At 70.8% G+C, this 25,032-nt stretch carries 19 protein-coding genes; 8 read left to right on the top strand and 11 right to left on the bottom strand.

Annotated features, from left to right (window positions below; all coding sequences use genetic code 11):
- Positions 1-2: 2 nt before the first annotated feature.
- A complete protein-coding gene (locus tag BK819_RS14735) occupies positions 3-749 on the bottom strand; it encodes a 3-hydroxybutyrate dehydrogenase (RefSeq protein ID WP_071329795.1) in 747 nt (248 codons plus the stop codon).
- Positions 746-2,131: an MFS transporter gene (locus BK819_RS14730; protein ID WP_071329794.1), complete on the bottom strand. Its 1,386-nt coding sequence runs from the start codon at positions 2,129-2,131 to the stop codon at positions 746-748. Before BK819_RS14730 ends, BK819_RS14735 begins: the two co-directional genes overlap by 4 nt.
- Positions 2,132-2,234: 103 nt before the next feature.
- On the opposite strand from BK819_RS14730, the gene BK819_RS14725 reads away from it, so the two are divergent.
- A complete protein-coding gene (locus tag BK819_RS14725; RefSeq protein ID WP_071329793.1) occupies positions 2,235-3,146 on the top strand; it encodes a LysR family transcriptional regulator in 912 nt (303 codons plus the stop codon).
- 7 nt (positions 3,147-3,153) lie between these two features.
- Here BK819_RS14725 and BK819_RS14720 read toward each other — a convergent pair whose 3' ends face one another.
- The 5 genes from BK819_RS14720 to BK819_RS14700 form a co-directional block, all read right to left on the bottom strand.
- Positions 3,154-3,558 carry an arsenate reductase ArsC gene (locus BK819_RS14720; RefSeq protein WP_071329792.1) on the bottom strand — a complete coding sequence of 135 codons (405 nt, stop codon included), beginning with the start codon at positions 3,556-3,558 and terminating at the stop codon, positions 3,154-3,156.
- An 81-nt stretch (positions 3,559-3,639) separates the two neighbouring features.
- Complete coding sequence (locus tag BK819_RS14715) at positions 3,640-4,029, bottom strand: DUF779 domain-containing protein (RefSeq protein ID WP_071329791.1); 390 nt, start codon at positions 4,027-4,029, stop codon at positions 3,640-3,642.
- 71 nt (positions 4,030-4,100) lie between these two features.
- Positions 4,101-5,651 (bottom strand): aldehyde dehydrogenase family protein, encoded by a 1,551-nt coding sequence (locus BK819_RS14710; RefSeq protein WP_071329790.1) that lies wholly within the window; start codon positions 5,649-5,651, stop codon positions 4,101-4,103.
- Between the two features lie 171 nt (positions 5,652-5,822).
- Positions 5,823-7,145: a transcriptional regulator gene (locus tag BK819_RS14705; RefSeq protein WP_071329789.1), complete on the bottom strand. Its 1,323-nt coding sequence runs from the start codon at positions 7,143-7,145 to the stop codon at positions 5,823-5,825.
- A gap of 80 nt (positions 7,146-7,225) precedes the next feature.
- Complete coding sequence (locus BK819_RS14700; protein ID WP_071329788.1) at positions 7,226-7,792, bottom strand: TetR/AcrR family transcriptional regulator; 567 nt, start codon at positions 7,790-7,792, stop codon at positions 7,226-7,228.
- Between the two features lie 70 nt (positions 7,793-7,862).
- Here BK819_RS14700 and BK819_RS14695 point away from each other — a divergent pair, with 70 nt between their 5' ends.
- From BK819_RS14695 to treZ, 5 genes are all read left to right on the top strand, one after another.
- Positions 7,863-8,432 carry a dihydrofolate reductase family protein gene (locus BK819_RS14695; protein WP_071329787.1) on the top strand — a complete coding sequence of 190 codons (570 nt, stop codon included), beginning with the start codon at positions 7,863-7,865 and terminating at the stop codon, positions 8,430-8,432.
- Positions 8,433-8,536: 104 nt separating this feature from the next.
- A complete protein-coding gene (locus tag BK819_RS14690; protein ID WP_071329786.1) occupies positions 8,537-8,821 on the top strand; it encodes a hypothetical protein in 285 nt (94 codons plus the stop codon).
- Entirely contained in the window at positions 8,818-10,992 is a 2,175-nt protein-coding gene (gene glgX, locus BK819_RS14685) for a glycogen debranching protein GlgX (protein WP_071329785.1), read from the top strand. Before BK819_RS14690 ends, glgX begins: the two co-directional genes overlap by 4 nt.
- On the top strand, positions 10,989-13,337 hold the full coding sequence (gene treY, locus BK819_RS14680) for a malto-oligosyltrehalose synthase (RefSeq protein WP_071329784.1): 2,349 nt from the start codon (positions 10,989-10,991) through the stop codon (positions 13,335-13,337). The genes glgX and treY overlap by 4 nt, the downstream gene beginning before the upstream one ends.
- Positions 13,334-15,088: a malto-oligosyltrehalose trehalohydrolase gene (gene treZ, locus BK819_RS14675; protein WP_071329783.1), complete on the top strand. Its 1,755-nt coding sequence runs from the start codon at positions 13,334-13,336 to the stop codon at positions 15,086-15,088. The genes treY and treZ overlap by 4 nt, the downstream gene beginning before the upstream one ends.
- A gap of 88 nt (positions 15,089-15,176) precedes the next feature.
- Here the strand turns inward: treZ and BK819_RS14670 are convergent, their stop codons facing one another.
- Positions 15,177-16,604, bottom strand: coding sequence for a CCA tRNA nucleotidyltransferase (locus BK819_RS14670; protein ID WP_071329782.1), 1,428 nt, complete (start codon positions 16,602-16,604; stop codon positions 15,177-15,179).
- A gap of 244 nt (positions 16,605-16,848) precedes the next feature.
- Between BK819_RS14670 and BK819_RS14665 the strand changes: the two genes are divergently transcribed.
- Together BK819_RS14665 and BK819_RS14655 are read left to right on the top strand one after the other, a co-directional pair.
- Complete coding sequence (locus BK819_RS14665; protein WP_071329781.1) at positions 16,849-19,410, top strand: metallophosphoesterase family protein; 2,562 nt, start codon at positions 16,849-16,851, stop codon at positions 19,408-19,410.
- 434 nt (positions 19,411-19,844) lie between these two features.
- Entirely contained in the window at positions 19,845-21,602 is a 1,758-nt protein-coding gene (locus tag BK819_RS14655) for an alkaline phosphatase family protein (RefSeq protein WP_071329779.1), read from the top strand.
- A gap of 81 nt (positions 21,603-21,683) precedes the next feature.
- On the opposite strand, the gene BK819_RS14650 is transcribed toward BK819_RS14655, so the two are convergent.
- From BK819_RS14650 to BK819_RS14640, 3 genes are all read right to left on the bottom strand, one after another.
- Positions 21,684-22,334 carry a dihydrofolate reductase family protein gene (locus BK819_RS14650; protein ID WP_071329778.1) on the bottom strand — a complete coding sequence of 217 codons (651 nt, stop codon included), beginning with the start codon at positions 22,332-22,334 and terminating at the stop codon, positions 21,684-21,686.
- Between the two features lie 98 nt (positions 22,335-22,432).
- A complete protein-coding gene (locus tag BK819_RS14645; protein WP_071329777.1) occupies positions 22,433-23,491 on the bottom strand; it encodes an LLM class flavin-dependent oxidoreductase in 1,059 nt (352 codons plus the stop codon).
- A gap of 28 nt (positions 23,492-23,519) precedes the next feature.
- Positions 23,520-25,028 carry a methyltransferase gene (locus tag BK819_RS14640; RefSeq protein ID WP_143049323.1) on the bottom strand — a complete coding sequence of 503 codons (1,509 nt, stop codon included), beginning with the start codon at positions 25,026-25,028 and terminating at the stop codon, positions 23,520-23,522.
- Positions 25,029-25,032 lie beyond the last annotated feature (4 nt).

The raw sequence follows: 25,032 nt of genomic DNA, 5'->3' as shown, positions 1-25,032 counted from the left end.
ACTCACCGCGCGGACCAGCCGCCGTCCATCGTGTAGCTCGCGCCGGTCACCATCCCGGCGGCGTCGGCGGCGAGCCAGACGGCAAGGCCCGCGACCTCCTCCGGCTCCACGAGGCGTTTGATCGCGGCTTCGGTGAGGAGCACCTTCTCCAGGACCTCGCTCTCCGGGATGCCGTGCACCCGCGCCTGGTCGGCGATCTGGCGCTCCACGAGAGGGGTCCGCACGTAGCCCGGATTGATGCAGTTGCTCGTGACGCCGTGCGCGGCGCCCTCCAGGGCCGTCACCTTCGACAGCCCTTCCAGGCCGTGCTTGGCCGCCACGTAGGCCGCCTTGAACGGCGAGGCGCGAAGACCGTGGACGCTCGACATGTTGATGATCCGTCCGAAGCCGCGCTCATACATCGCCGGGAGTGCGGCGCGGGTCAGCAGGAACGGCGCCTCGAGCATCAACTGCAGAAGGAGCGAGAACTGGGCGGGGTCGAAGTCGTCGATCGGGCTGACGTGCTGCACGCCTGCGTTGTTGACGAGGATGTCGGTGTCGAGGCGGAGTGCGGCCAGTGCATCGCGGTCGGTGAGGTCGATCTGCCACGCCTCCCCGCCGATCTCGTCGGCGAGGGCTTCGGCCGCGTCACCGTCGATGTCGGCGATCGTCACGCGGGCGCCCGCCTGCGCGAAGGCTCTCGCGCAGGCGGCACCGATGCCGCTCGCTCCCCCGGTGACGAGAGCACGACGTCCGCGCAGATCCGTCATGCGGCACTCACAGCCGCGGTGCGGGCGTTCGTGCGGGCGGCATCCGCGTCGTCGATGGCCTGCAGAGAAACGCCCTTCGTCTCCCGCAGCGAGAGTACCGCGATCGCCGTGACGATGCAGGCGAACACGATGTAGAGAGCGATCGGCAGCCAAGAGCCGAAGTCCCGGAGCCACTGGATCGCCAGGATCGGCGCCAGCGACCCGGCGAGGATCGCCGTGACCTGCGACCCCAGCGAGACGCCGGAGTACCGCATCCGCGTCGGGAACAGCTCGGCCATGACCGCCGGCTGCGGCGCGTACATGAACGCGTGGAAGCAGAGGCCGATGGTGACGGCGAGGACGATGAGCACGGGGTTCAGGGTGTCGAACATCGGGAAGGCGAAGAAGGCCCAGGTCGCGCTGAGGATCGCGCCGGTCAGGTACACGGGCTTGCGGCCCCAGCGGTCGGCGAGCCGCCCCGCCTGCGGGATGACCGCGAAGTGCACGACGTGCGCGATGAGCAGAGCGAGCAGCAGCTGACTGGTGTCGTACTCGTGGACGGTCTTCAGGTAGACGATCGTGAAGCTGACGACGATGTAGTAGACGATGTTCTCGGCGAAACGGAGTCCCATCGCCTGCACGATCCCGACCGGATACCGGCGGAGCACCTCGACGACGCCGTAGGAGGTGGCCTTCTCGGCCTCGACCTGCGCCTTCGCCTCGAGGAAGATCGGGGCCTCCTCGACGTTGCGGCGGATGTAGTAGCCGACGAGCACGATCACCGCGGAGAGCCAGAACGCGATGCGCCAGCCCCACTCGAGGAACGCCGCCGAGCTCATCGCCCACGAGCTCACGAGGAGCACGAGCGTGGCGAGCAGGTTGCCGACGGGAACCGCGGCCTGGGGCCAGCTCGACCAGAACGCGCGCGACCGGTCGGGACTCTGCTCCGCGACCAGGAGGACCGCGCCACCCCACTCGCCGCCGACAGCGAAGCCCTGGATGAAGCGCAGCGCGACGAGCATCGCGGGCGCCCAGTAGCCGATGCTCTGGAAGCCAGGGAGGCACCCCATGAGGAAGGTCGCGGCACCGACGATGATGATCGTGGCCTGCAGCGTGGGCTTGCGGCCGAAGCGGTCGCCGATCTGACCGAAGACGATGCCGCCGAGCGGCCGCGCGATGAAGCCGACCGCATATGTCACGAAAGCGGCGATGATGCCGTCGAGCGGCGATCCGGTAGCCGGGAAGAAGTAGGTCCCGAAAACGAGGCTGGCGGCGGTCGCGTAGAGGAAGAACTCGTACCACTCGACGACGGTGCCGGCCATGGAGGCGGCGACGACGCGCTTGAGCTTCGAGGAGGACGGGGCGGCGGCGGGGTGACCGGAGGCGCGGGTGGGGGCGGTCATTTCTCTCCTTCGGTGTCGACGGTGACACATCCGTTCCAGTGTCGGCAGGGGACCGACTTGCAGCAATGCCCAGCGCCGCGCAGCTGCTGTGCATAATTGCAGCATGGATGCGGCGAAGAGGCCACGTGCCGACGATCTGCTCGTACTACTCGCGGTCGCCCGTACCGGCCGGTACACGAGCGCCGCCGCCCACCTCGGTCTCGACCACACGACGGTGGCGCGCCGTATCGCCGCCCTGGAGGACGCGCTCGGCGGACGGGTCGTCGCGCAATCGGCCTCCGGGTGGGAGCTCACCGACCTCGGGCGCACCGCCGCCGAGACCGGAGGACGCATCGAGGCCGCGCTCTCCCAGCTCGACTCCGCCCCCGGCGAGACTCCCGATCCGATCGCCGGCGTCGTGCGCATGTCCGCCACCGACGGTTTCAGCGCCTACATCGCCGCCCCCGCGATCGCAGAGCTGCGCCGTGCGCACCCGCGGCTGACCGTCGAGATCGTCGCCGCCACGCGGAGGGCCGCCGAGCACCGCGCCGGGCTCGACCTGGAGGTGGTCGTGGGCGCGCCGCAGACCCGCCGCGCGCAGGCCGTGAAGCTCGGCACGTACACCCTCGGCATGTACGCCTCGCGGGACTACCTCGTCCGCACCGGCACCCCGGCATCGCGCGCCGAGGTGGAGCAGCACAGACTCGTGTACTTCGTCGACTCGATGCTCCAGGTGGACGCGCTCGACCTTCCGCGCCGCCTCGTCCCCGGCATGCAGGACGGCCTCACCTCGACCAACGTCTTCGTGCACGTCGAGGCCACCCGCGCGGGAGCCGGGATCGGCCTGCTCCCGTGCTTCGCCGCCGACCGGCACCCGGACCTGGTGCGCCTGCTGCCCGAGGTCTTCGCCGAGAAACTGCCGTACTACATGGTCGCGCGGCCCGAGTCGCTGCGGCTCCCCGCGGTCGCGGCCCTCGCCGAGGCCCTGCGCACCCGCACACGTGCCGCGAAGGCGATGCTCGACGGGGCGGGCTGAGCGCCGGTCAGAGCAGCTCGGCCACGAGGGTCTCGATGCGGCCGCGGATGTCGTCGCGGATCGGCCGGACGGCATCGATCCCCTGGCCGGCGGGGTCGTCGAGCACCCAGTCCTCGTAGCGCTTGCCGGGGAAGAACGGGCACGCGTCACCGCAGCCCATCGTGATCACGACGTCCGACGCCTGCACGGCCTCGGTCGTGAGCACCTTCGGCTGCTCGGCTGTGATGTCTATGCCGACCTCCCCCATCGCCGCCACTGCGACGGGGTTGATCTCCGCGGCGGGCATCGACCCGGCGGAGCGCACCTCGATGCGGTCGCCGGCGAGGTGCCGGAGGAAGCCGGCGGCCATCTGCGAGCGCCCCGCGTTGTGGACGCAGACGAAGAGGACGGAGGGGCGGTGTGGTGCGTTCACGGGGCCAGCGTATCCCGTTCGAATCGCCTGATTGGCTGCATCTCCGGCCGAAATGGGACCAATCGGGCGATTCGAAGGCCCTCAAGCCAGGCCGAGGCCCGCCAGCTCTGCGGGGTCGAGCATGCGCGACCGGATGAGGAACCGCATTCCCGTGGGACCTTCGACGCTGAATCCGGCGCCGCGTCCCGGCACGACATCGATCGTCAGGTGCGTGAACTTCCAGTACTCGAACTGCGCGGCCGACATGAAGACCTCGACGGGATCGTCGAGGCCGACGTCGAGGGCGCCGAGGAGCACGTCGCCGGGCCCGGTGAGGAACATCCCCACCGGATAGCACATGGGTGCGGAGCCGTCGCAGCAGCCGCCGGACTGGTGGAACATGAGCGGCCCGTGCCGCGCGGTGAGCTCGCGGACGAGCGCGGCGGCGGGCTCGGTCACCGCGACACGGGCGGGCGGGGATGGGTCGGCCACAGCCACTCCTTCCGGGGTGCCGGGTGCCGGACAACGCGGCGAGCGCCGTCCGACACCCGGGCGCGGGCGGATCAGAAGAAGCCCATCGGGCCTTCCGCGTACGAGACGAGGAGGTTCTTCGTCTGCTGGTAGTGGTCGAGCATCATCTTGTGATTCTCGCGGCCCACCCCCGACTGCTTGTACCCGCCGAACGCGGCATGCGCCGGGTACTGGTGGTAGGTGTTCGTCCAGACACGGCCCGCCTCGATCGCCCGGCCCGCGCGGTACGCCGTGTCGCCGCTGCGACTCCACACCCCGGCGCCCAGGCCGTACAGGGTGTCGTTCGCGATCGAGATCGCGTCGTCGAAGTCATCGAACGACGTCACGGAGAGCACGGGGCCGAAGATCTCCTCCTGGAAGATCCGCATGTCGTTCGTCCCCTCGAACACGGTCGGCTGCACGTAGAAGCCCTCGCTGAGGTCGCCGCCCAGGTCGGCGCGCTCGCCTCCCGTGAGCAGCCGGGCCCCGCCCTGCTTCCCGATGTCGATGTAGCTGAGGATCTTCTCGAGCTGATCGTTCGATGCCTGCGCGCCGATCATGGTCGCGGGGTCGAGCGGATTGCCCTGCACGACCTTCTTCACGCGCTCCAGGCCGTCGGCGAGGAAGCCGTCGTAGATCGAGCGCTGGATGAGCGCCCGCGACGGGCAGGTGCAGACCTCACCCTGGTTGAGCGCGAACATCGTGAAGCCCTCGAGCGCCTTGTCGTAGAACGGGTCGCTCGTGGAGCGGGCGACGTCCTCGAAGAAGACGTTCGGGCTCTTGCCGCCGAGTTCCAGGGTGACGGGGATGAGGTTCTGCGAGGCGTACTGCATGATGAGTCGGCCGGTCGTGGTCTCCCCGGTGAAGGCGACCTTGCGGATGCGCTTGTGCTGGGCGAGCGGGGCGCCGGCCTCGATGCCGAAGCCGTTCACGATGTTGACGACTCCGGCCGGCAGCAGGTCGCCGATGATGTCGAACAGGAACAGGATCGACGCGGGCGTCTGCTCCGCGGGTTTGATGACGATGCAGTTGCCCGCGGCGAGCGCCGGCGCCAGCTTCCACACGGCCATGAGGATCGGGAAGTTCCAGGGGATGATCTGGCCGACGACGCCGAGCGGTTCGTGGAAGTGGTACGCGACGGTGTTCTCGTCGAGCTGGCTGATGCCGCCCTCCTGCGCGCGGAGCACCCCGGCGAAGTAGCGGAAGTGGTCGATCGCGAGCGGGATGTCGGCGGCGAGGGTCTCCCGCACGGGCTTGCCGTTCTCCCACGTCTCGGCGACCGCGATCTCCTCCAGGTGCTGCTCCATCCGGTCGGCGATGCGGTTCAGGATCACGGAACGTTCCGCGGGGCTCGTCTTGCCCCAGGCGGCGAAGGCCTTCCAGGCGACGTCGACGGCGCGGTCGATGTCCTCGACCGTCCCGCGCCCGACCTCGGTGAACGGCTTGCCGTTGACGGGACTGATGTTCTCGAAGTACTGGCCCTTGGCGGGTTCGACGAACTCGCCGCCGATGTAGTGGCCGTAGCGGGGCCGATAGTCCGCGAGGGCTCCGGGCTGCCCGGGCGCCGCGTAGGCGAGGGACACGTCTTCTTCGACGATGGTCATGGGGGTCTCCTTCGACGGGGCGCCGCGGCATCGGTGCCGCGGTGTTCCCTCGACGCTAGGCCGCTCCCCGTTGCACTCCCGGTGCGCAACGTTGCAGCCGGTTGCACCCCCGTTCGAATCGCGCACTGTGCTGCATCCGCGGCCGGAATGGGACCAATCGGGCGATTCGAATCAGGTGAGGCGCTCGATCCGGGTCACGAGGCCGGCACGACGCGGCGAGCGCGCCGGAAGCATCTCCAACGCGAGCCGCAGCACCTCCGCGTCCTCGCTCCCCTCGGGGGTGTCGGCGTAGGCGAGCAGCACGTCCAGACTCGCCCCCGACAGCATGACCTCCCGCAGCGCCGCACGGACCGAGTCACGGAACTCCTCGACGCCGGGCGAGGCCGACTCCGGCAGCACCGGACCCCGATACGCCGTCAGAGCGACCCGGTGAGCCCCGCGGTCGAGCAGGGACAGCACGTCGTGGGCGTCGGTCTCCAGCGGCACCGGAAGACGATAGGGGCGGGACTCCGGCACGAGGTCGGGGGCCGCCCGCTCCAGCACCTTCCGCAGGCGCACCATCTCCGGCCGCAGCGTGTCCGGAGAGACGCCGGGACCGTAGACGAGCTCGGCGAGCCGGTCGGCGGAGAGGCCCTGACGGTGCACAGCCAGCATCAGGAGGATGGCGGCATGCCGGGCGCTGAGCTCGGTGACCGCCTCCTCATGCGCCGACGTGGTCTCCAGCCGGGCGCGGTCGCGTCCGAGCACGTGCAGTCGTGCGCGTGCGAGGGCGTCCGGTGTCGTCCTGTTCGGCGATCGACGGGCCGGAGGCTCCGCCCTCCGCTGCAGTCGCGCCACGAGGAGCTCGGATTCGACCGCTCGCGCCGTCGCGTCGACGAGCAGCCGCGCCTGCGGGGTCACCACCTCCGGCCCCCCGGTGATGTCGATCACGCCCGAGACCCGCTGCGTCTCCGGGTCGCGCACGGGAGCGGCGCTGCACGACCACGGGTGCACCAGCCGGTTGTAGTGCTCGGCCCCGCGGATCTGCACCGACCGCTCCAGGGCGAGAGCGGTACCGGGGGCGCTCGTGCCCACGGCGTCCTCCGCCCAGTTCGCGCCGGCGACGAACCCCATGCCCTCGGTGAGGGACCGCAGCTGCGCGTCGCCCTCGATCCACAGCAGGCGCCCGGCCTGGTCCCCGACGGCGATCACGACCCCCGAGTCCTCGGAGTCACCGGGAAGCAGCAGCGCGCGGATCATCTCCATCGCGGAGGCGAGCGGATGGGCCAGGCGATAGGCGTCGAGCTCGTCCTCGTGCAGATCGAGCGGCGGCAGCCCCTCCGGGCCGACGCGACGACGCCACGACCGCTCCCACGACTCGCGCACGAGCGGACGCACCTCGCGGAGACGGTGATCGTCGAGATTGCCGGCGATGAGCTCCTCGTGCGCACGCTCGACGAGGAGGCGAGACGCCGTCGGCGACGCCTCCCGCGGATCGTGCCACGTCGCAGACACGCGTTCTCCGTTCCTGGCGCCGGGAGCGTGCCCTCAGTGTACGAGCAGGATCGACCCGGGGGAACAGCGGGCGGCGGCGGTCAGGGCAGCAGCCCGGCCACGAGATCGTCGATCACGTCGTCAGTCGAGGTCTCCGGGTCGATCGGGGTGGTGAGCCGGTCGAGCAGCAGACCATCGATCGCGTAGTGGAACAGGGCGATCTCGCGGCGTCCTCCCGGGAGGCCCGCCGCGACGTTGAAGGCCACGTCCGCCTCGAAGCCGGCGCGTTGCCAGGCCCCGAGCACGGCGGCGAGCTCCGGACGACGAGCGCTCTCGAGCCGCAAGGCGAACAGGGCGAGGGTCACATCGCGATCGACGGTGAGGCGGCGCACGATGTCCCGGAGGTAGTCGGCGAACAGCTCCCGGCTGGGCGTGATCTCCGCCCTCCGCTCCAGGTCCGCAGGCGACGGAGCCAGGCGTTCCCCGATGCGGTCGACGAGTCCCTCGATCAGCGCCTCCCTGCTGCGGAAGTAGTTCGACGTCGTGCCCGCGGGGACCTCCGCCTCGGCGTCGACCGCGCGGTGTGTGAGCCCCCGGGATCCCTCGCGGGCGAGCACCGCCAGCCCCGCATCCGCGATCTGCCGTCGTCGCGGCTCGTTCCTCGCCATGCCGCCACCCTAGCGCAATCACTACGACTGTTGTACTCTCAACCGCAACAGATGTAGTGATTGGAGAACCATGCGTGAGCTCGTGTACTACGCCGCGGTGACCCTGGACGGGTTCATCGCCGGTCCGAACGGAGAGTTCGACGCCTTCCTCGTCGAGGGCGACCACATGGACGGCATCAACGCCCGCTTCGCCGACACCCTGCCGACCGTGGCCGCCGAAGCCCTCGGCATCCCGCAGCGCAACGACGTGTTCGACACCGTGCTGATGGGCAGCAACACCTACGAGGTGGGCGGGCTCGCGAGCCCGTACAGGCATCTGCGTCAGATCGTCTTCAGCCGCACCCGCACCGCCGAGGCCGAGAACCTCGAGGTGACGGCAGAGGACCCGGTGCAGGTCGTGCGACGGCTCAAGCGTGAGGAGGGCGGCGCGATCTGGCTGTGCGGCGGCGGGGCTCTCGCGGCGACGCTGGCCGACGAGATCGACCGGCTCATCCTGAAACGGCAGCCGCTGCTCTTCGGATCCGGCATCCCGCTCTTCGGGGACCGCCCCTATCGTCCGGAACGGTTCGAGGCTGGGGAGACGACCCCCTACGGATCGGGCGTCGTGGTGACGGAGTACGTGCGACGGCGCGGGGAGTGATCCTGCCGTCGGGGGTGCGTAGCCGGTCGAGGCCCGGATGGCAATACCGTTCTCGAATCCGTTCCCGGTTCCTATCGTGGTCCCATCACGAGTCAGGAGGCGCCATGAACGTCCACATCCCCACCAGCACTGGCTCCTCGCAGCGCGCCGACGCGGCCCACCCCGCCGCGACCGAGCCGGCCTGCGAGCGGATAGACTTCGACCGGTACGTCGTCGCGCACGACGCTCCCGTCGGGTACATCGAGGTCGTGCCGCCGCTCTATGTCTGCTACCTCGGACACCCGTATCCTCGGGCTGTGGAGATCGCTCAGGTGTACGACTACGACCATGCCGTCAGCATCGTCAGTGCCATGGCCGCGGGTTCGCGCGACCACGCCCTCGCCGGATGAGCCGCGAGGTCTGGCCCGGGTCCGCGTACCCGCTGGGGGCCACCTTCGACGGTCAGGGCACCAATTTCGCCCTCTTCAGCGAGGGCGCGGAGCGCGTAGAGCTCTGCCTCTTCGACGCGGACGGCACGGAGACACGGGTGCCGCTCACCGAGGTCGACGCGTTCGTCTGGCACGGCTACCTGCCCACGGTGCAGCCGGGACAGCGCTACGGCTACCGGGTGCACGGTCCCTACGACCCGGCCCAGGGGCAGCGGTTCAACCCGAACAAGCTGCTCCTCGACCCGTACGCGAAGGCCGTCGCCGGCGAGATCGACTGGGGACAGTCCCTGTTCGGCTACGACTTCGGCGACCCCGACTCCCGCAACGACGACGACTCCGCGGCCGCGATGGCGAAGGGCGTCGTCGTCAGCCCGTTCTTCGAGTGGGGCGGCGACCGGCCGCTGAAGACGCCGTACGCCGAGACGGTGATCTACGAGGCCCATGTGAAGGGGCTCACCCAGCGGCATCCCGAGGTGCCGGAGGAGCTGCGCGGGACCTACGCCGGCATCGCGCACCCGGCGGTCATCGAGCACCTCCAGCGCCTCGGCGTGACCGCGCTGGAGCTGATGCCCGTGCACCAGTTCGTCAACGACTCGGTGCTGCAGGACAAGGGCCTGTCGAACTACTGGGGCTACAACACCCTCGGGTTCTTCGCCCCCCACAACGCGTACGCCGCCGGCGGCCAGGACGGCCAGCAGGTGCAGGAGTTCCGCGCCATGGTGCGCGCGCTCCACGAGGCCGGCATCGAGGTCATCCTCGACGTCGTCTACAACCACACCGCGGAGGGCAACCACCTCGGTCCGACTCTCTCGATGCGCGGGATCGACAACGAGGCGTACTACCGGCTCGAAGAGGACAAGCGCTACTACACGGACTACACCGGCACGGGCAACAGCCTGAACGCGGGCAACCCGCACGCCCTGCAGCTGCTCATGGACTCGCTGCGCTACTGGGTGACCGAGATGCACGTCGACGGCTTCCGCTTCGACCTCGCGGCGACCCTCGCCCGCGAGTTCTACGACGTCGACCGCCTCGCCGCGTTCTTCGAGCTCGTGCAGCAGGATCCGATCGTCTCGCAGGTGAAGCTCATCGCCGAGCCGTGGGACATCGGCCCCGGGGGCTATCAGGTGGGCAACTTCCCGCCGCAGTGGACGGAGTGGAACGGCAAGTACCGCGACACCGTCCGCGACTTCTGGCGCGGCGAGCCGCAGGCCCTCGGCGAGTTCGCCTCGCGCCTCACCGGCTCCGCCGACCTGTACGAGCACTCCGGCCGACGACCCGTCGCCTCCATCAACTTCGTCACCGCGCACGACGGCTTCACGCTGCGCGACCTCGTCTCCTACAACGAGAAGCACAACGAGGACAACGGCGAGGACAACAACGACGGCGAATCCCACAACCGCTCCGACAACATGGGCGCGGAGGGGCCGACCGACGACATCGACATCAATCGCCGCCGCGCACGCCAGCAGCGGAACTTCCTCGCGACGCTGCTGCTCTCGCAGGGCGTGCCGATGATCTCCCACGGCGACGAGCTCGGCCGCACGCAGCACGGCAACAACAACGGCTACGCACAGGACAACGAGCTCACCTGGATCGACTGGGAGGCCGCCGACCTGCCGCTCGTGGAGTTCACCGCGGCGGTGGCACGGCTCCGGCACGAGCATCCGACCTTCCGCCGCAGCCGCTTCTTCGACGGACGCCCGGTGGCGGATGAGGACGGCGAGCGCATCCCCGACGTGGTGTGGCTGCGCCCGGACGGAGCGCGCATGACGCCGGAGGACTGGGACTCGGGCTTCGGCCGCTCTGTCGGCATGTTCCTGAACGGCCGCGGGATCCGCGAGAACGACCGGCGAGGGCGACCCGTGGAGGACGTGAACTTCCTCGTCTACTTCAACAGCGGCGACGAGCCCGTCGACCTCGCCCTACCGGACGATCGCCACGGTGCGGAATGGCTCGTCGCGGTGGACACCGCCGGCGAGCTGGGCGACCGGAACCTCCGGGCGCGCGACACCGTGCCGCTCGAGGGCAAGGCCATGCTCGTGCTGCAGGAGATCGACGGCGAGCCGGTCGACACCGACGACTCCGTCGACGCCTCGCTCCGCGCGCAGAGCGAGCAGGCCGCCTCGTGACCGACAGGCCGCTGTCGACCTATCGCCTTCAGATCAGCGGCAGCTTCCCCCTCGAAGCGGCGGCCGATGTGGTCGGCTACCTCGCCGAGCTGGGGGCGTCGTGGGCTTATCTGTCGCCGCTGCTGGCGGCGACCCGCGGTTCGAACCACGGCTACGACGTGGTCGACCACGGGCGCGTCGACCCCGACCGCGGGGGCGAGGAGGGCCTCGTGCGCTTCGCCTCGGCGGCGCGCACGGCCGGCCTCGGCATCCTCGCCGACATCGTGCCCAACCATGTGGGCGTCGCGGTGCCGCGGCAGAATCCATGGTGGTGGGAGGTGCTGCGGCTCGGGCGGGAGACCCGCCGCGCCGCGGCGTTCGACATCGACTGGGCGGCGGGCGGCGGACGCCTCCTGCTCCCGCTGCTGGGCGGGACCCCGGAGGAGGTCGTCGCGAAGGGCGAGCTGGTCGTCGACACGACACCGGCCGCCGATGCACCGGACGGCGTGCTGCGCTACTTCGAGCACGAACTCCCGCTCGCCCCCGGCACCGCGGCGCTGGCCGACGACCTCCCGGCACTCCTGGCCGCCCAGAACTACGAGCTGCGGTTCTGGCAGGACCAGAACACCGATCTCACCTACCGCCGGTTCTTCGCGGTCTCCGAGCTCGCCGGCATCCGGGTCGAGCGCCCCGACGTCTTCGCCGAGTCGCACCGGGAGATCCTTCGCTGGCTCCGGACCGGACTCGCGGACGGTCTACGGGTGGACCACCCGGACGGCCTCGTCGACCCCGGCGCGTACCTGGAGCAGCTCGCCGACGCGACCGGACGCGCGTACACGCTCGTGGAGAAGATCCTGGAGCCCGGCGAGGCCCTGCCGGCCTGGTGGCGGACCGACGGCACGACCGGATACGACGCGCTGGCCGAGCTCGACCGTCTGTTCGTCGACGCGGAGGGCGTGGCGGCGCTGGACCGGCTGGACGCCCGGCTCCGTGCGGAGACCGGCCTCCCGGACGCGCTCCCCTGGCACGACCTCATCCACGACACGAAGCGGATGATCGCCGACACGCTCCTGGCCGCCGAGGTGCGCCGACTCGTCCGCACGCTTCCCCACGGGATCGTGCACGCGGACGACGCCCTGGCCGAACTCCTCGCCTGCTTCCCCGTGTACCGCTCCTATCTCCCGGAGGGCCGCGAGCACCTGCGCGCCGCCTTCGCGGACGCTCGGCGGCGGCGCCCGGATCTCTCCGCCGCTTTCAGCGCGCTCGAACCGCTCCTGGTCGACCCCGCCCTCGAGGTCGCGCAGCGGTTCCCCCAGGTGAGCGGCGCCGTGATGGCGAAGGGCGTTGAGGACACCGCGTTCTACCGGTTCACGCGCCTCGGAACGCTGACCGAGGTCGGCGCCGATCCGTCGATCCCCGCCCTGTCGGTCGAGGAGTTCCACGACGCGCAGCGGGCACGACTGGCGGCCTGGCCGCACTCGATGACGACCCTCTCCACGCACGACACGAAGCGCTCGGAGGACGTACGGGCACGCCTGTCGGTGCTCTCGGAGATCCCGGAGCGGTGGGGCGAGGTGCTGGCGGAGCTGCGCGCCGTCGCGACCACCGGACACGGTCCTCTCGACGCGCTGATCTGGCAGGCCGCCGTCGGAGCCTGGCCGCTCCCCTCCGACCGGCTCCTCGCCTATGCCACGAAGGCCGCCCGCGAGGCCGCCGAGCGGACCACCTGGCAGCATCCGGACGCGACCTTCGAGGAGGGCCTGGCCGCGATCGCCCGGTCCGTCGAGGGCGACGCCGCGCCGATCCTCGACCGTTTCGTGGCGGAGATCGTCGATGCGGGCCGTTCCAACTCCCTCTCCGCCAAACTGCTGCAGCTCACCGGTCCCGGCGTGCCGGACGTCTACCAGGGCACCGAGCTGTGGGACCTCTCGCTCGTCGACCCCGACAACCGTCGACCCGTCGACTTCGCTCTGCGCGCCCGGATGCTGCGGGAGCTCGACGCGGACCACGCCCGCGGTGTGCTCCCGCCGATCGACGACTCCGGTGCCGCGAAGCTGCTGGTGACCTCGCGGGCCCTGCGGCTGCGGCGAGACAATCCGGAGCTGTTCCGCTTCTACCGGCCGGCCGTCGTCGAGGGTGCGGCCGCGGACCACGCCGTCGCCGTGCATCGCGGCGGCGCGACCGCCGTGGCCACGCGGCTGCCGGTCGCGCTGGCGCGCCGCGGGGGCTGGGGCGACACCGTCCTGATGCGCCCGGAGCTGCCGGGGACGGATCTCCTCACCGGTCGGCGGATCCCGCCCGGACCGGTGCGGCTGGCGGAACTGCTCGATACGTATCCGGTCGCGCTGATCGAGCTGGCCCGATGATCTCGGTGTGGGCGCCGCGGGCGACCCGTGTGCGGGTACGGCGCCTCGACGCCGCGGGCGCGACCGTGGAGGAGCGCGCACTCACGGCGGGGGCCGAGGGGCACTGGACCACCGATCTGGTCCTCGCGGACGGGGAGCGCTATGGCTTCCTGCTGGACGACGGCGACGACCTCCGCCCGGACCCTCGGTCGCGTCGTCAGCCGGACGGCGTGCACGGGGCCTCGGCGGCTTTCGACCCCGCGGCCTTCGCCTGGACCGACGCCTCCTGGACCGGACGGCAGCTCGCGGGCGGGCTGATCTACGAACTGCACCTCGGCACCTTCACGCCGGAGGGCACGCTCGACGCGGCGATCGGCCGCCTGGCGCACCTCGTCGACCTCGGCGTCACCCACGTCGAGCTGCTCCCGGTCAACGCCTTCAACGGGCGCTGGAACTGGGGATACGACGGCGTGCTCTGGTACGCGGTGCAGGAGGAGTACGGCGGTCCGGCGGCCTACCAGCGGTTCGTCGACGCCGCCCACGCACACGGGCTCGCCGTCGTGCAGGACGTGGTCTACAACCACCTCGGTCCGAGCGGGAACTACCTCCCCCTCTTCGGTCCGTACCTGCGCGAGGGCGAGAGCAACACCTGGGGCGACTCGGTGAACCTCGACGAGGACGCGGTGCGCGAGTACATCCTCGACAACGCCCTGATGTGGCTGCGCGACTTCCACGTCGATGGACTGCGGCTCGACGCCGTGCACGCCCTGCACGACCGGCGGCCCGTGCACCTGCTGCGCGAGCTCTCCGAACGCGTGGACGCCCTCTCCGCGCAGCAGAATCGGCCGCTGACCCTCATCGCGGAGTCGGACCTCAACGATCCGACGCTCATCCTGCCGCGGGAAGCCGGGGGCTACGGACTCACGGCGCAGTGGTCGGACGACTGGCACCACGCCGCGCACGTCGCGCTCACCGGGGAGACCGCCGGGTACTACGCCGACTTCGCCTCAGCCGACGCGGTGACCAAGGTGACGGAGGGCGGCTTCTTCCACGACGGCACCTTCTCGTCCTTCCGCGACCGTCCGCACGGGTCCCCGATCCCGGCCGAGGTGCCGAGCTGGCGGCTGGTGACCTTCGCGCAGGACCACGACCAGATCGGGAACCGCGCCGCCGGGGACCGGCTCTCCGCCGCTCTGTCCCCCGACCGGCTCGCGGTGGCCGCCGTGCTCACCCTGACGGCCCCGGGCACCCCGATGCTCTTCATGGGCGAGGAGTGGGGCGCGACGACACCGTGGCAGTTCTTCACCTCCCACCCCGAGCCCGAACTCGGCCGCGCGGTCGCGGAGGGGCGCACGGCGGAGTTCGCCCGCATGGGCTGGGATCCGGATGCGGTCCCCGACCCCCAGGACCCCGCCACCTTCCACCGCTCGCGCCTCGACTGGGCGGAGGCCGAGGCGCCGGTGCACGCCCGGCTGCTGGCGCTGTACCGCGACCTGGCGCGACTGCGGCGAGCGCGACCGGAGCTCACCGACCCGGACTCCGCGCACGCGGCGGTCGAGGTCCGAGAGACGGACGGCCGCCCCGAGCACCGCGTCTACCGCATCGATCGCGGAGGAGTGTCGGTGCTCGTGAACCTCTCCCCCACCCCCGCCTCGTTCCCCGTCCCCGCCGCGTCCGAGATCCTCCTCACAACCCTCCCCACATCGCGCACCCCCACGCGCACCCCCACGCTCCTGACTCTCCCCCCGGACGCCGCCGCCATCATCAACTGAGGTCGACCCACCCCTCTGCGGTCGTCCCGGCCCTCTACGTGCGGTCGGAAGGGGCCGGGAGGCACGCAAGGGGGTGGGTCGGCAGGAGTCAGCCGCGCGAAGCCCACCACTCCCGGAGGCGCTGCTCCGCGACGTCCTCGCCCACCACGCCCTCATCGAGGCGCAGATCGAGGAGGAACCTGTACGCCTCGCCGACCTCCCGGCCCGGAGAGATGCCGAGCACCTCCTGGATGCGGTTGCCGTCGAGCTCCGGACGGATTGCGTCGAGCTCCTCCTGCTCGCGAAGAGCCGCGATCCGGGACTCGATGTCGTCGTAGGCGGCGGCGAGCCGAGCGGCCTTGCGCTTGTTCCTCGTGGTGACGTCGGCACGCGTGAGGATGTGCAGCCGCTCCAGCAGGTCCCCGGCATCGCGGACGTAGCGGCGCACGGCGGCATCCGTCCATGCCCCCTCCGCATAGCCGAAGAAGCGCAGATGCAGCTCGATGAGGGTGGAGACGGCATCCGTTGTCGCCGTGTCGAAGCGCAGGGCCTGCAGCCGCTTGCGGGCCATCCGGGCGCCGACGACGTCGTGGTGGTGGAAGGTCACCGCGCCGCCAGGCTCGAGCTTGCGCGTGCGGGGCTTTCCGATGTCGTGCAGCAGAGCCGCGATCCGCAGCGGCACGTCCGGCCCGGCTCCGGGGTTCCTGGCCTGCTCCAGCGCGATGGCCTGGCTGAGCACCGTGAGGGAGTGCTCGTAGACGTCCTTGTGGTGGTGGTGCTCGTCGACCTCGAGCTTGAGCGCGCTGACCTCGGGGAGGAACTCGTCGATGAGTCCGGTCTCCACCAGCACCCGGATGCCACGGACGGGGTCGTCGGTCTGCATGAGGCGTACGAGCTCGGACTGCACGCGCTCCGGGCTCACGATCCTCAGGGTCTCGCGGAGCTCGGTGATCGCCCGCTCCGTGTCCTCCGCCACGGTGAAGCCGAGCTGCGCGCTGAACCGGGCGGCGCGCAGCATCCGGAGCGGGTCGTCGCCGAACGACACCCGGGGATCGGTCGGTGTCCGCAACACCCCCGCCACGAGGTCCTCGACACCGCCGGTCGGATCGACGAGCTTCACCGCGGGCACCTGGAGGGCCATTGCGTTGACCGTGAAGTCGCGGCGGACGAGGTCGCCGTCGATCGAGTCGCCGAACTCCACCGTCGGCTTCCGCGTCACGCCGTCGTAGCTGTCGGCGCGATAGGTCGTGATCTCGACCTGCTCGCCGCGCACCCGGGCGCCGATGGTCCCGAAGGCCCGACCGATGTCCCAGTGCGCGGATGCCACCGGCTTCACGATCGCGAGGATCTCGTCCGGCGAGGCACTCGTCGTGAAGTCGAGGTCGTGCGTCTCGCGGCCGAGCAGGGCATCGCGCACCGGACCGCCCACGACGGCCAGCTCGAAACCGGCTTCGTCGAAGGCCTCCGCGAGGGTGCGGACGACGGGATTCTCGGCGAGCGCGCCGAGACGCGCGAGGCCGTCGGCCATGTTGAGCATGGGTTCCAGCGTACCGGCCCGCTTTCCACCCCTCCCGGACCGGGCACGACTTCGGAGCCTCCGGCCGACGCGCCGGCTCCGAGCCGATACCCCCGGCGTGTCTCGGGCGATCTCCGAAGCTGTGCCCGCCCGCACCCCCGTTCACCTCCCGGTCGCCTCGATGTCAGACCTCCGTCATCCGCCTCCGCTGGGCTGGGGACGCCCCGTGCGGCTGAGCACGGACACCCACCCACGAAGGACAGACATGACCTCCCCCACCCCTGCGGTGCGGTGGCGGCGTCGCGGACTGACGTCCGTCGCGCTGCTCGCCGTGCTCGGCGGCGCCGTCGTCGCCCCCGCGGCCCTCGCCGCGCCCGACCCCGAAGTGCCGACTGGATCGCTCGTCACCGGCGACACGCCCTGGCACTATCTCGACGACGGCTCCGACCCGTCACCGGCCCCAGCCGCGCTGCGCGACTGGACCCTGCCCGCCTACGACGACAGCGCGTGGAAGACCGCGCCCGGGAGCTTCGGGGCCAAGAGCGGTACGCTCGCCCCCGTCGGGCCGCACACCCCGAAGACGCTCCTCAACCACTACCTCGACGGCTCGGCGGCCCCGACGGTCCCGACCTACTTCTTCCGTACGACATTCGAGTTGGAGGCCGGCGTCGCCGAGCAGGTCGCCGTCCTGCAGAGCACCGTCACCTTCGACGACGCGCTCATCGTGTGGATCAACGGCGAAGAAGTGGCCCGCTACGTCGACGGCCGGATCACCGACACCACCAACGTCGAGTACGCCGGCGACTCCAACGGCGACCCGCTGACCAGCACGTTCAGCGCCGAGGGCGACCTGCTCCGCGACGGCACGAACACGATCGCCGTGTCGCTGTTCCAGGACCGCGCGTCGAGCTCCGACATCTACTTCGACATGTCGTCGCTCACCCTCGTGAAGGCCTCCGATCCTGGCACCCCCGTCGTCGCCCCGCCGACTCGCGTCATCCTCACCCCGACCGAGAAGCCGGAGGTGTCGCAGTCGTTCTCCTGGCTCGCCGGCGACGCGTCGCACACGGTCGGCCAGGTCGAGATCGGCCTCGCGTCCGGCGGGGACACCCGCACGGTCGATGCCTACGACGCCGGAGTGGTGAACGGCAACCCGAACAAGCACTTCTCGGCCACGGTCACCGACCTCACCCCCGCGACCGCCTACCGCTACCGGGTGGGCCTCCCCGGGAGCTGGAGCGACTGGTACGAGTTCCGCACCGCCGACCCGAAGGCGAGCGACTTCCAGTTCATCTACTACGGCGATGCCCAGATCGGTCTCGACACCACATGGCCGAGCGTCGTGAAGCAGGCCGAGGCGCAGGCTCCCCGGTCGATCGGCTCCGTGCACGCCGGCGACCTGATCAACACCTCCAGCAACGAGAACGAGTGGGTCAACTGGTTCAAGGGCATGAAGGACTCGGCCGTCCGCACCAACGTGATGGCCGCTCCGGGCAACCACGAGTATTCCGGCGACAAGCTGCTCACGGCCTGGAAGGCCGCATTCGAGTACCCGCACAACAACCCGTCGACGAGCTCCATCGGCGAGCTGGCGAACCTCGCGAAGGGCGACTCCGCCGTCGCGCAGCAATACCGCGCGTTCTTCGATCACTGGAGCTCGTTCGCCGCCGAGACCGCGTACTACACCGACTACCAAGGCGTCCGTTTCATCACCCTGAACGCGACCCGCGACACGACCTTCCTCACCCCGGCCGGGCTCCCGTCCTGCACGGGGGCGGAGTGCCCGTCGTCGCAGATCGCCACCCTGTGGACGCGCTTCCAGGCCGCCTGGCTCGACCTGCTGCTGCAGAACAGCCCGTCGAAGTGGAACGTCGTCACCTTCCACCAGCCGGTCTTCTCGGCCTCGGCCGGTCGTGACGAGCCGGTGCTCCGCGCCGAGTGGCTGCCGGTGTTCCAGCGCAACGACATCGACCTCGTGCTCATGGGCCACGACCACACGTACGCCCGCGGCTACGTGAACACGGATGCGACCGAGACCCCCGGCCTCACCACGGGACCGGTCTACGTGGTCTCCAACTCCGGCGCGAAGCACTACGACCTGGAGACCGCCGAGAAGAACGTCTGGACCAACAACGGCGCCACCCAGGTGCTGCGCGGTCAGGGCGTGACGACGTACCAGGTGATCGACGTCTCAAAGAACCAGCTCGTCTACCGGTCGTATCTGGCCGAGAAGCAGCCGGACGCCACGACGGACCTCCCCGTCGGTGCCGTGTACGACACGTTCACCGTGACGAAGTCGGACGCCGGCGAGAAGTGGGTCACCGAGGCCGGCGTCACCCCGCCGGTCACGGAGGAGCCGGAGCCCGAGAAGCCGGCGACGGTGGAGCTCGGCGCATCCTCGGTCGTGGCCGGGGGCACTCTCGCGGTGTCGGGCGGCGGCTTCGCGGCCGGCGCCGAGGTCGCCCTCGAGCTGCGATCCGACCCGGTGTCCCTCGGCACGGTCACGGTCGCGGCCGACGGCACGTTCTCGCGCATTGTCACCATTCCCGCCGGAACTCCGGCGGGAACGCACACGCTCGCCGTGATCCTCCCCGACGGCACCGAGGTGACGGCCTCCCTCACCGTCACCTCGGCGGCCGGTGGCGGAGCGGTCGTCCCCGGCGAGAACGGCTCGGGTGGCGCAACCGACGGCGACCTCGCGACGACGGGCGCCGACAGCATGCCGTTCGTCATCGGGGCCATCGTGCTGCTCGCCGCCGGCCTCGGCCTGTTCGCCCTGCGTCGCCGCCGTGCGACCGCGGAGGTCGAGACGACGGAAGCCGCGTAACCGGTTCCCTCCCTCCACGGGCGCCGCCGGTCTCTCGGCGGCGCCCGTGCCGTCCCTCGCGTGCACGACTTCGGAGTTCTCGGCCGACACCCCGCACCCGGAGGGGCGGCCCCGGCGCGTCGATACGAATCTCCGAAGTCGTGCACGGCCAGGCATCCTCGCTCTAGGCTCGCGTCATGCACCGGTCTCTCCGCCGCGCCTCCGCTCTCACCGGCGCCGTCATCTTCCTCGCTATGGCACTGACAGCGTGCGTCCAGGTCGAGACCGCGTCCGATCCGACACCGACGGTCTCCGTGGGAACGTCGCCGACCCCGCGTGTGACCGGCATCCAGAGCGGCGCCAACGACTACGCCGACATCTGGATCGACGCACTCACCCGAGATCGCGAACCCAGAACGGGACGATTTCGGAGGGGACGGTCGTAGGATCGCGGCATGGTCGACGCCGACAGCCCCTCCGACGCCCCTCCCCGCGACCCCTCCCGGCGCGGATTCCTCGCCGCGGGCGGCGCAGCCCTGGCGGGAGCGGTGATCGGAGGAGCGGGAGGGGCGGCGATCGGGGCCTCCGTCGCCGGGGGACGGGACGGCTTCGCCGACGATCCGGATCCCTTCGCCGCCCTCACTCCGCGCAGCGAGCCGGGCTTCGACCACCTCGTCGTCGTGATGGGCGAGAACCGTTCGTTCGACAACCTCCTCGGCTACCTCTACACGAAGCAGAATGTGCCGCAGGGCGAGACGTTCGAGGGGCTCGACTTCGGCTCGTACAGCAACACCGCCCCGGACGGCACGGTCGTGGAGGCGCACGTCTACCGGGGCGACACCGACCGCATCATGAGCCTCCCCGATCCGGACCCGGGTGAGGAGTACCCGCACGTCAACACGCAGATCTTCGGCACCGTCGACCCGAAGACCAACGCCGACCTGTTCGTCGACCAGATGACCACGCCCTTCAACGCCCCCACCCATGGCGAGAAGGCGACGATGTCCGGCTTCCTCAAGGACTACATCATCAACTTCCGCCGGCTGCGGGACGGGAAGGAGCCGGGCCTGGACGAGGCGCGGCACATCATGGGCTCGTTCTCCCCGGAGATGCTCCCGGTGCTCTCGACCCTCGCCGCCGAGTTCGCCGTGTTCGACCACTGGTACGCCGGGGTGCCCTCCCAAACCTTCTGCAACCGCTCCTTCTTCCATGCGTCGACCTCGCACGGCTTCGTGACGAACCAGGCCGGCGGCGGCTACCGGAAGTGGCTCGACGCCCCAGCCGCGCCGACCGTGTTCAACCGCCTGGAAGACCGGAAGGTGAGCTGGCGGATCTACATCGACGAACTCCAGCTCGTCTCGTTCACGGGGATGCTGCATGCGGCGGTGCTGGAGAAGTACTGGCGCACGGATCATTTCGGCACGATGGAGGATTTCTACGCCGACGCGAAGAACGGCACCCTCCCGGCGTACGCATTCATCGAGCCGCGAATGGTCTACGACCACAACGACTTCCATCCGCCGTTCGGGAAGCCGCGGGCGAGCGTGGTCGACGGCGAGCCTGTGTACGACAGCGCCATCTCCGATGTGCGGGCGGGCGATCGGCTCATCCACGACGTCTACGAGGCCGTGCGCACGAGCGCGACGCCCGGTGGCTCGAACGCCGTGAACACGCTGCTGCTCATCACGTTCGACGAGCACGGGGGCTGTTACGACCACGTGCCGCCACCCGCAGCCACGAAACCCACGAAGGACACCGGCGCCGGGGAGATGGGCTTCACGTTCGACCGGCTCGGCTGTCGTGTCCCGGCGATCGCGGTGTCGGCGTACACGCGGCGCGGCACGATCATCCACGACGAGATGCACCACGGATCGGTCACGGCCACGCTGTCGCGCCTGCACGGCCTGGAGCCGCTGAACGACCGCGATCAGTCGGCCAACACGCTGCTCAACGTCGTGAACCTCGACAAGCCGCGGCACCCGGCCGACTGGCCCGTGACCACGCCCGCGTACACCCCGCCGAACCCCGAGGGCGGCACCCCGCAGCCGAACGAGGCGGATCACCTCAAGCCGCTCACTCCTCCCGCCCGCGGCCTCCTCGGGCTCCTTCTCGCCCGGTACGGCGCGCCGGGCGAGAAGGAACCGGAGACCTTCGCCGACGCGTACCGGATCCTCCACGAGCACGGCGAGGAGCTGTTCGGCCCTCCGCTCTGAGATCGCATTTCCGCACGAGGTCGCAGGGTTTCCGGGAGTTCCCGCGACCCCGGTGCAACTCTGCGACCGCGCGCCGGAGCCTCAGTCCGCGCGGGAGAACGTGATGTGAGTCACCCCGGACTCCGCGACCTCGGACGTCACGCGATAGCCGGCCTCGAGGCCCCGCAGGTCGTCCCAGAGCCGGATGCCGCTGCCGGTGAGGATGGGGGTGATGCCCACGTGCAGGTCGTCGACGAGCCCGGCGCGCAGGAACTCGCGGACCGTCGTCGCCCCGCCGCCGACGCGCACGTCACGCCCTCCGGCCACGGCCACGGCTTCCCGCAGCGCCTCCTCCGGGGTCGCGGAGAGGAAGCGGAAGCTCGTGCCGTTCGCGAACTCGATCGGCGGTCGCGGCGTGTGGGTGAGGACGAACACCGGCACCTCGAACGGCGGCTCCTCGCCCCACCAGCCGCGCCACTCCGGGTCGTCCGGGTTCGCGTGGAGCCCGAACATCCCGGCCCCCATGATCTCGGCGCCGATGCCTTGGAAGTACTGCGCCGCGTACTTCTCGTCCACCCCGGTGGTGCCCGCACCGCTCGTGTCGTGGAAGACGCGCTCCTGGAAGGTGCGGGTCGCCGTGTAGGCCGCGGTGAGGCGTCCCCAGTCCTCGCCAAAGGGGTTCTCCGGCGTCTGGTCGGTCGTCGTGGCGAAGCCGTCGAGGGTGATGTTGAGGTCGACGCGCACGCGGGTCATGGTGCCTCCGAAGCAGTAGGGACGGGCGCCAGTCGGCGCGCCGTCCCCAGCGTCGGTCGTCGCGCGGCCGCTGTCAAGAGCCGGACCGCCGTGCCGGATCAGGCCACGGGGTCGCCCTGGACCGGACCCTCCGTGTTGGGCTTCCAGCCGAGGGCCGGCGCCACGTGCTCCGCGAACGCCTCGAGCACGTGGAGATTGTACTCCGGCCCGAGCTGGTTCGGGATCGTCAGCATGAGGGTGTCGGCGGCCATGACGGCCTCGTCCTTTCGGAGCTGCTCGATGAGCACATCGGGCTCCGCGGCGTAGGTCTTGCCGAACGTGGAGCGGAACCCGTCGATGATGCCGATCTGGTCGGCGTTCTCCTCGCTGCGCAGCCCGAAGTAGGCGCGGTCCATGTCCGACACGAGCGGGAACACACTGCGGCTGACCGACACCCGCGGCGACCCGGTGTGGCCGGCGTCACGGTAGGCGGAGCGGAACAGCTCGATCTGCTCGCGCTGCAGCTCGTGGAACGGCTGCCCCGTGGCCTCGGTCACGAGCGTCGAGCTCATCATGTTGAGCCCCTGGCGTCCGGTCTCCTCGGCCGTGGCGCGCGAACCCGAGCCCCACCAGATGTGATCACGCAGCGTGGGCGACTGCGGCTCGATCGCGAGGTATTGTCCCGCGCCCACCATCCGGGGGTCGCCGGGGGCGAGTCGCTCGCCGTCGATGGCCCGCAGGAAGATCTCGAACTTCTCCCGCGCGAGCACGCTGCCGCGCTCCGGGTCCTCCTCGTCGCGGAAACCGAAGGTCTCGTAGCCGCGCAGCGCCGTCTCGGGTGACCCACGGCTCACGCCGAGCGCGATGCGCCCGTCCGCGATGAGGTCGAGCGCGGCCGCCTCCTCCGCGAACTGGAACGGGTTCTCGTAGCGCATGTCGATCACGCCGGTCCCGACCTCGATCCGCTCGGTGCGCGCGGCCATGGCCGTCAGCAGCGGCATCGGGGACGCCGCCTGGCGAGCCCAGTGGTGCACCCGCACGTAGGCGCCGTTGACGCCGAGCTCGTCGGCGCCCTCCGCGATCTCGATGGTCTGCTTCAGCATGTCGCCCGCAGTGCGGGTGGCCGAGCCGGGCACGTCGGCGTAGTGACCGAACGAGAGGAATCCGAAAGCCTTCATGGTGTATTCGAACGCATGGAAGCCGCGACTATTCCCCCGGGAGGAGGAAGCCGTCGAGCACGAGTCCTCGGATGCGCGGCTCGAGCTCCGCCCAGAGCTGCGCGAAGGGCACCTCGAAGAGGTCGGCGAGAGCGGGGGCGATCTGCAGCACCTGGAGTTCCCCGTCGCAGGCGCCGACGAACCCGGCCAGCGCCGGGTCCACCGCGACCGTCCGCGCGAACCCGCCGCCCTGACGCAGCTCGATCACGCTCGGGTCGTCGTTGCCGGGGAGCAGGTGACGCGCCTCCGTGACGTCGGGGGCCACGACGAGCGTGTCGGGCAGTCCGTCGGCGAGCGCATCGTGGGCCGTGAGGCCGAGGCCGAGCGCCGCCCCCACGTTCGCCACGGGCTGCGAGATCCGCTCCGACCGCCGCAGCGGCTCCCCCTGCCCGCGGCGGAGCAGCACGTAGCCGAAGCCGATCGCGGTCACGCCCCGCGCGGCGAAGTCGTCGAGCCACGCGGTCAGCAGCGGAGTGAACGCGGCATCGCGCGGTGTGATGCCGCCGTCCCTGATCCACAGCTCCGCGTACGCGAGGGGCGACAGCTCCTCCCGCTCCACCACCCACAGATCGAGGTCCGCGGGCACCCACGCGTCCAGCCGGGCGAGGCCCGTGATCCCCGTGCGGGACTCCCAGTTGCCGAGAAGCTGGGCGATGCCGCCGGGGGTGAGGTGGGCCGGTGCCGTGCGCACGAACTGCTCGACCAGCGCGTCTCCGACGAGTCCGCCGTCGCGATACTCGTAGGCGGGCACCCCCTCCGTGCGGGGCGTGATCACGAACGGCGGGTTCGAGACGATGAGGTCGAACGCCTCCCCGGCGACCGGCTCGAACATGCTCCCGTGACGGAACTCGATGTTCGTGACCCCGTTGAGCTGCGCGTTCAACGCGGCGTAGGCGAGGGCGCGGCGAGAGACATCGGTGGCGACGACCCGGCCGGCGCGCCGAGCGACGAGGAGCGCCTGGATGCCGCAGCCCGTGCCGAGGTCGAGCGCACGGTCCACCGCGAGCGGCACGACCGTCTCGGCGAGCGTGCGGGAGGCGCCGCCCACACCGAGCACGTGATCGGCGGGCAGCGGGCCGTCGAGGGCGACCTCGTCGAGATCGCTCGCGATCCACCACTCCCCGACGCCGTCCTCGTCGACGAACGACTGCGGGCGCAGCAGCGCGATCGGAGTCACGGAGTCGGCGTCGATCGTCGCCAGGCCCAGCGCCTCCAGACCGGCCACGCCGAGGGTGGGCAGGGCACGCTCCACCGCCGCTCGGGGCTGCGGAAGCCCGAGCACCAGGAGCCGCCCGAGGGTCGCGAGCACGCCCTCGTCCCCGGCGATCGCCCGCAGGATGGGCTCCCGCAGGCCACGGCCCAGGGCATCGTCCGCCTCCTCTCCCCAGAGGCGACGCAGGGGCTCGGAGCGGAGGTCGGCGTCGTCCAGATCCGCGGCGAGCGCGGCGCTGCGGAGCGGGTCGGGGCGGGGGGCGGGGGTGTCGGACACGGCCGTCACTCTA

Origin of the sequence: Microbacterium sp. LCT-H2, assembly GCF_001866135.1 — a bacterium.
In the GTDB taxonomy this organism is placed as follows: domain Bacteria; phylum Actinomycetota; class Actinomycetes; order Actinomycetales; family Microbacteriaceae; genus Microbacterium.
The sequence above is the reverse complement of the archived record's forward strand: the minus strand, read 5'-3'. Positions and strand labels throughout refer to the sequence as shown.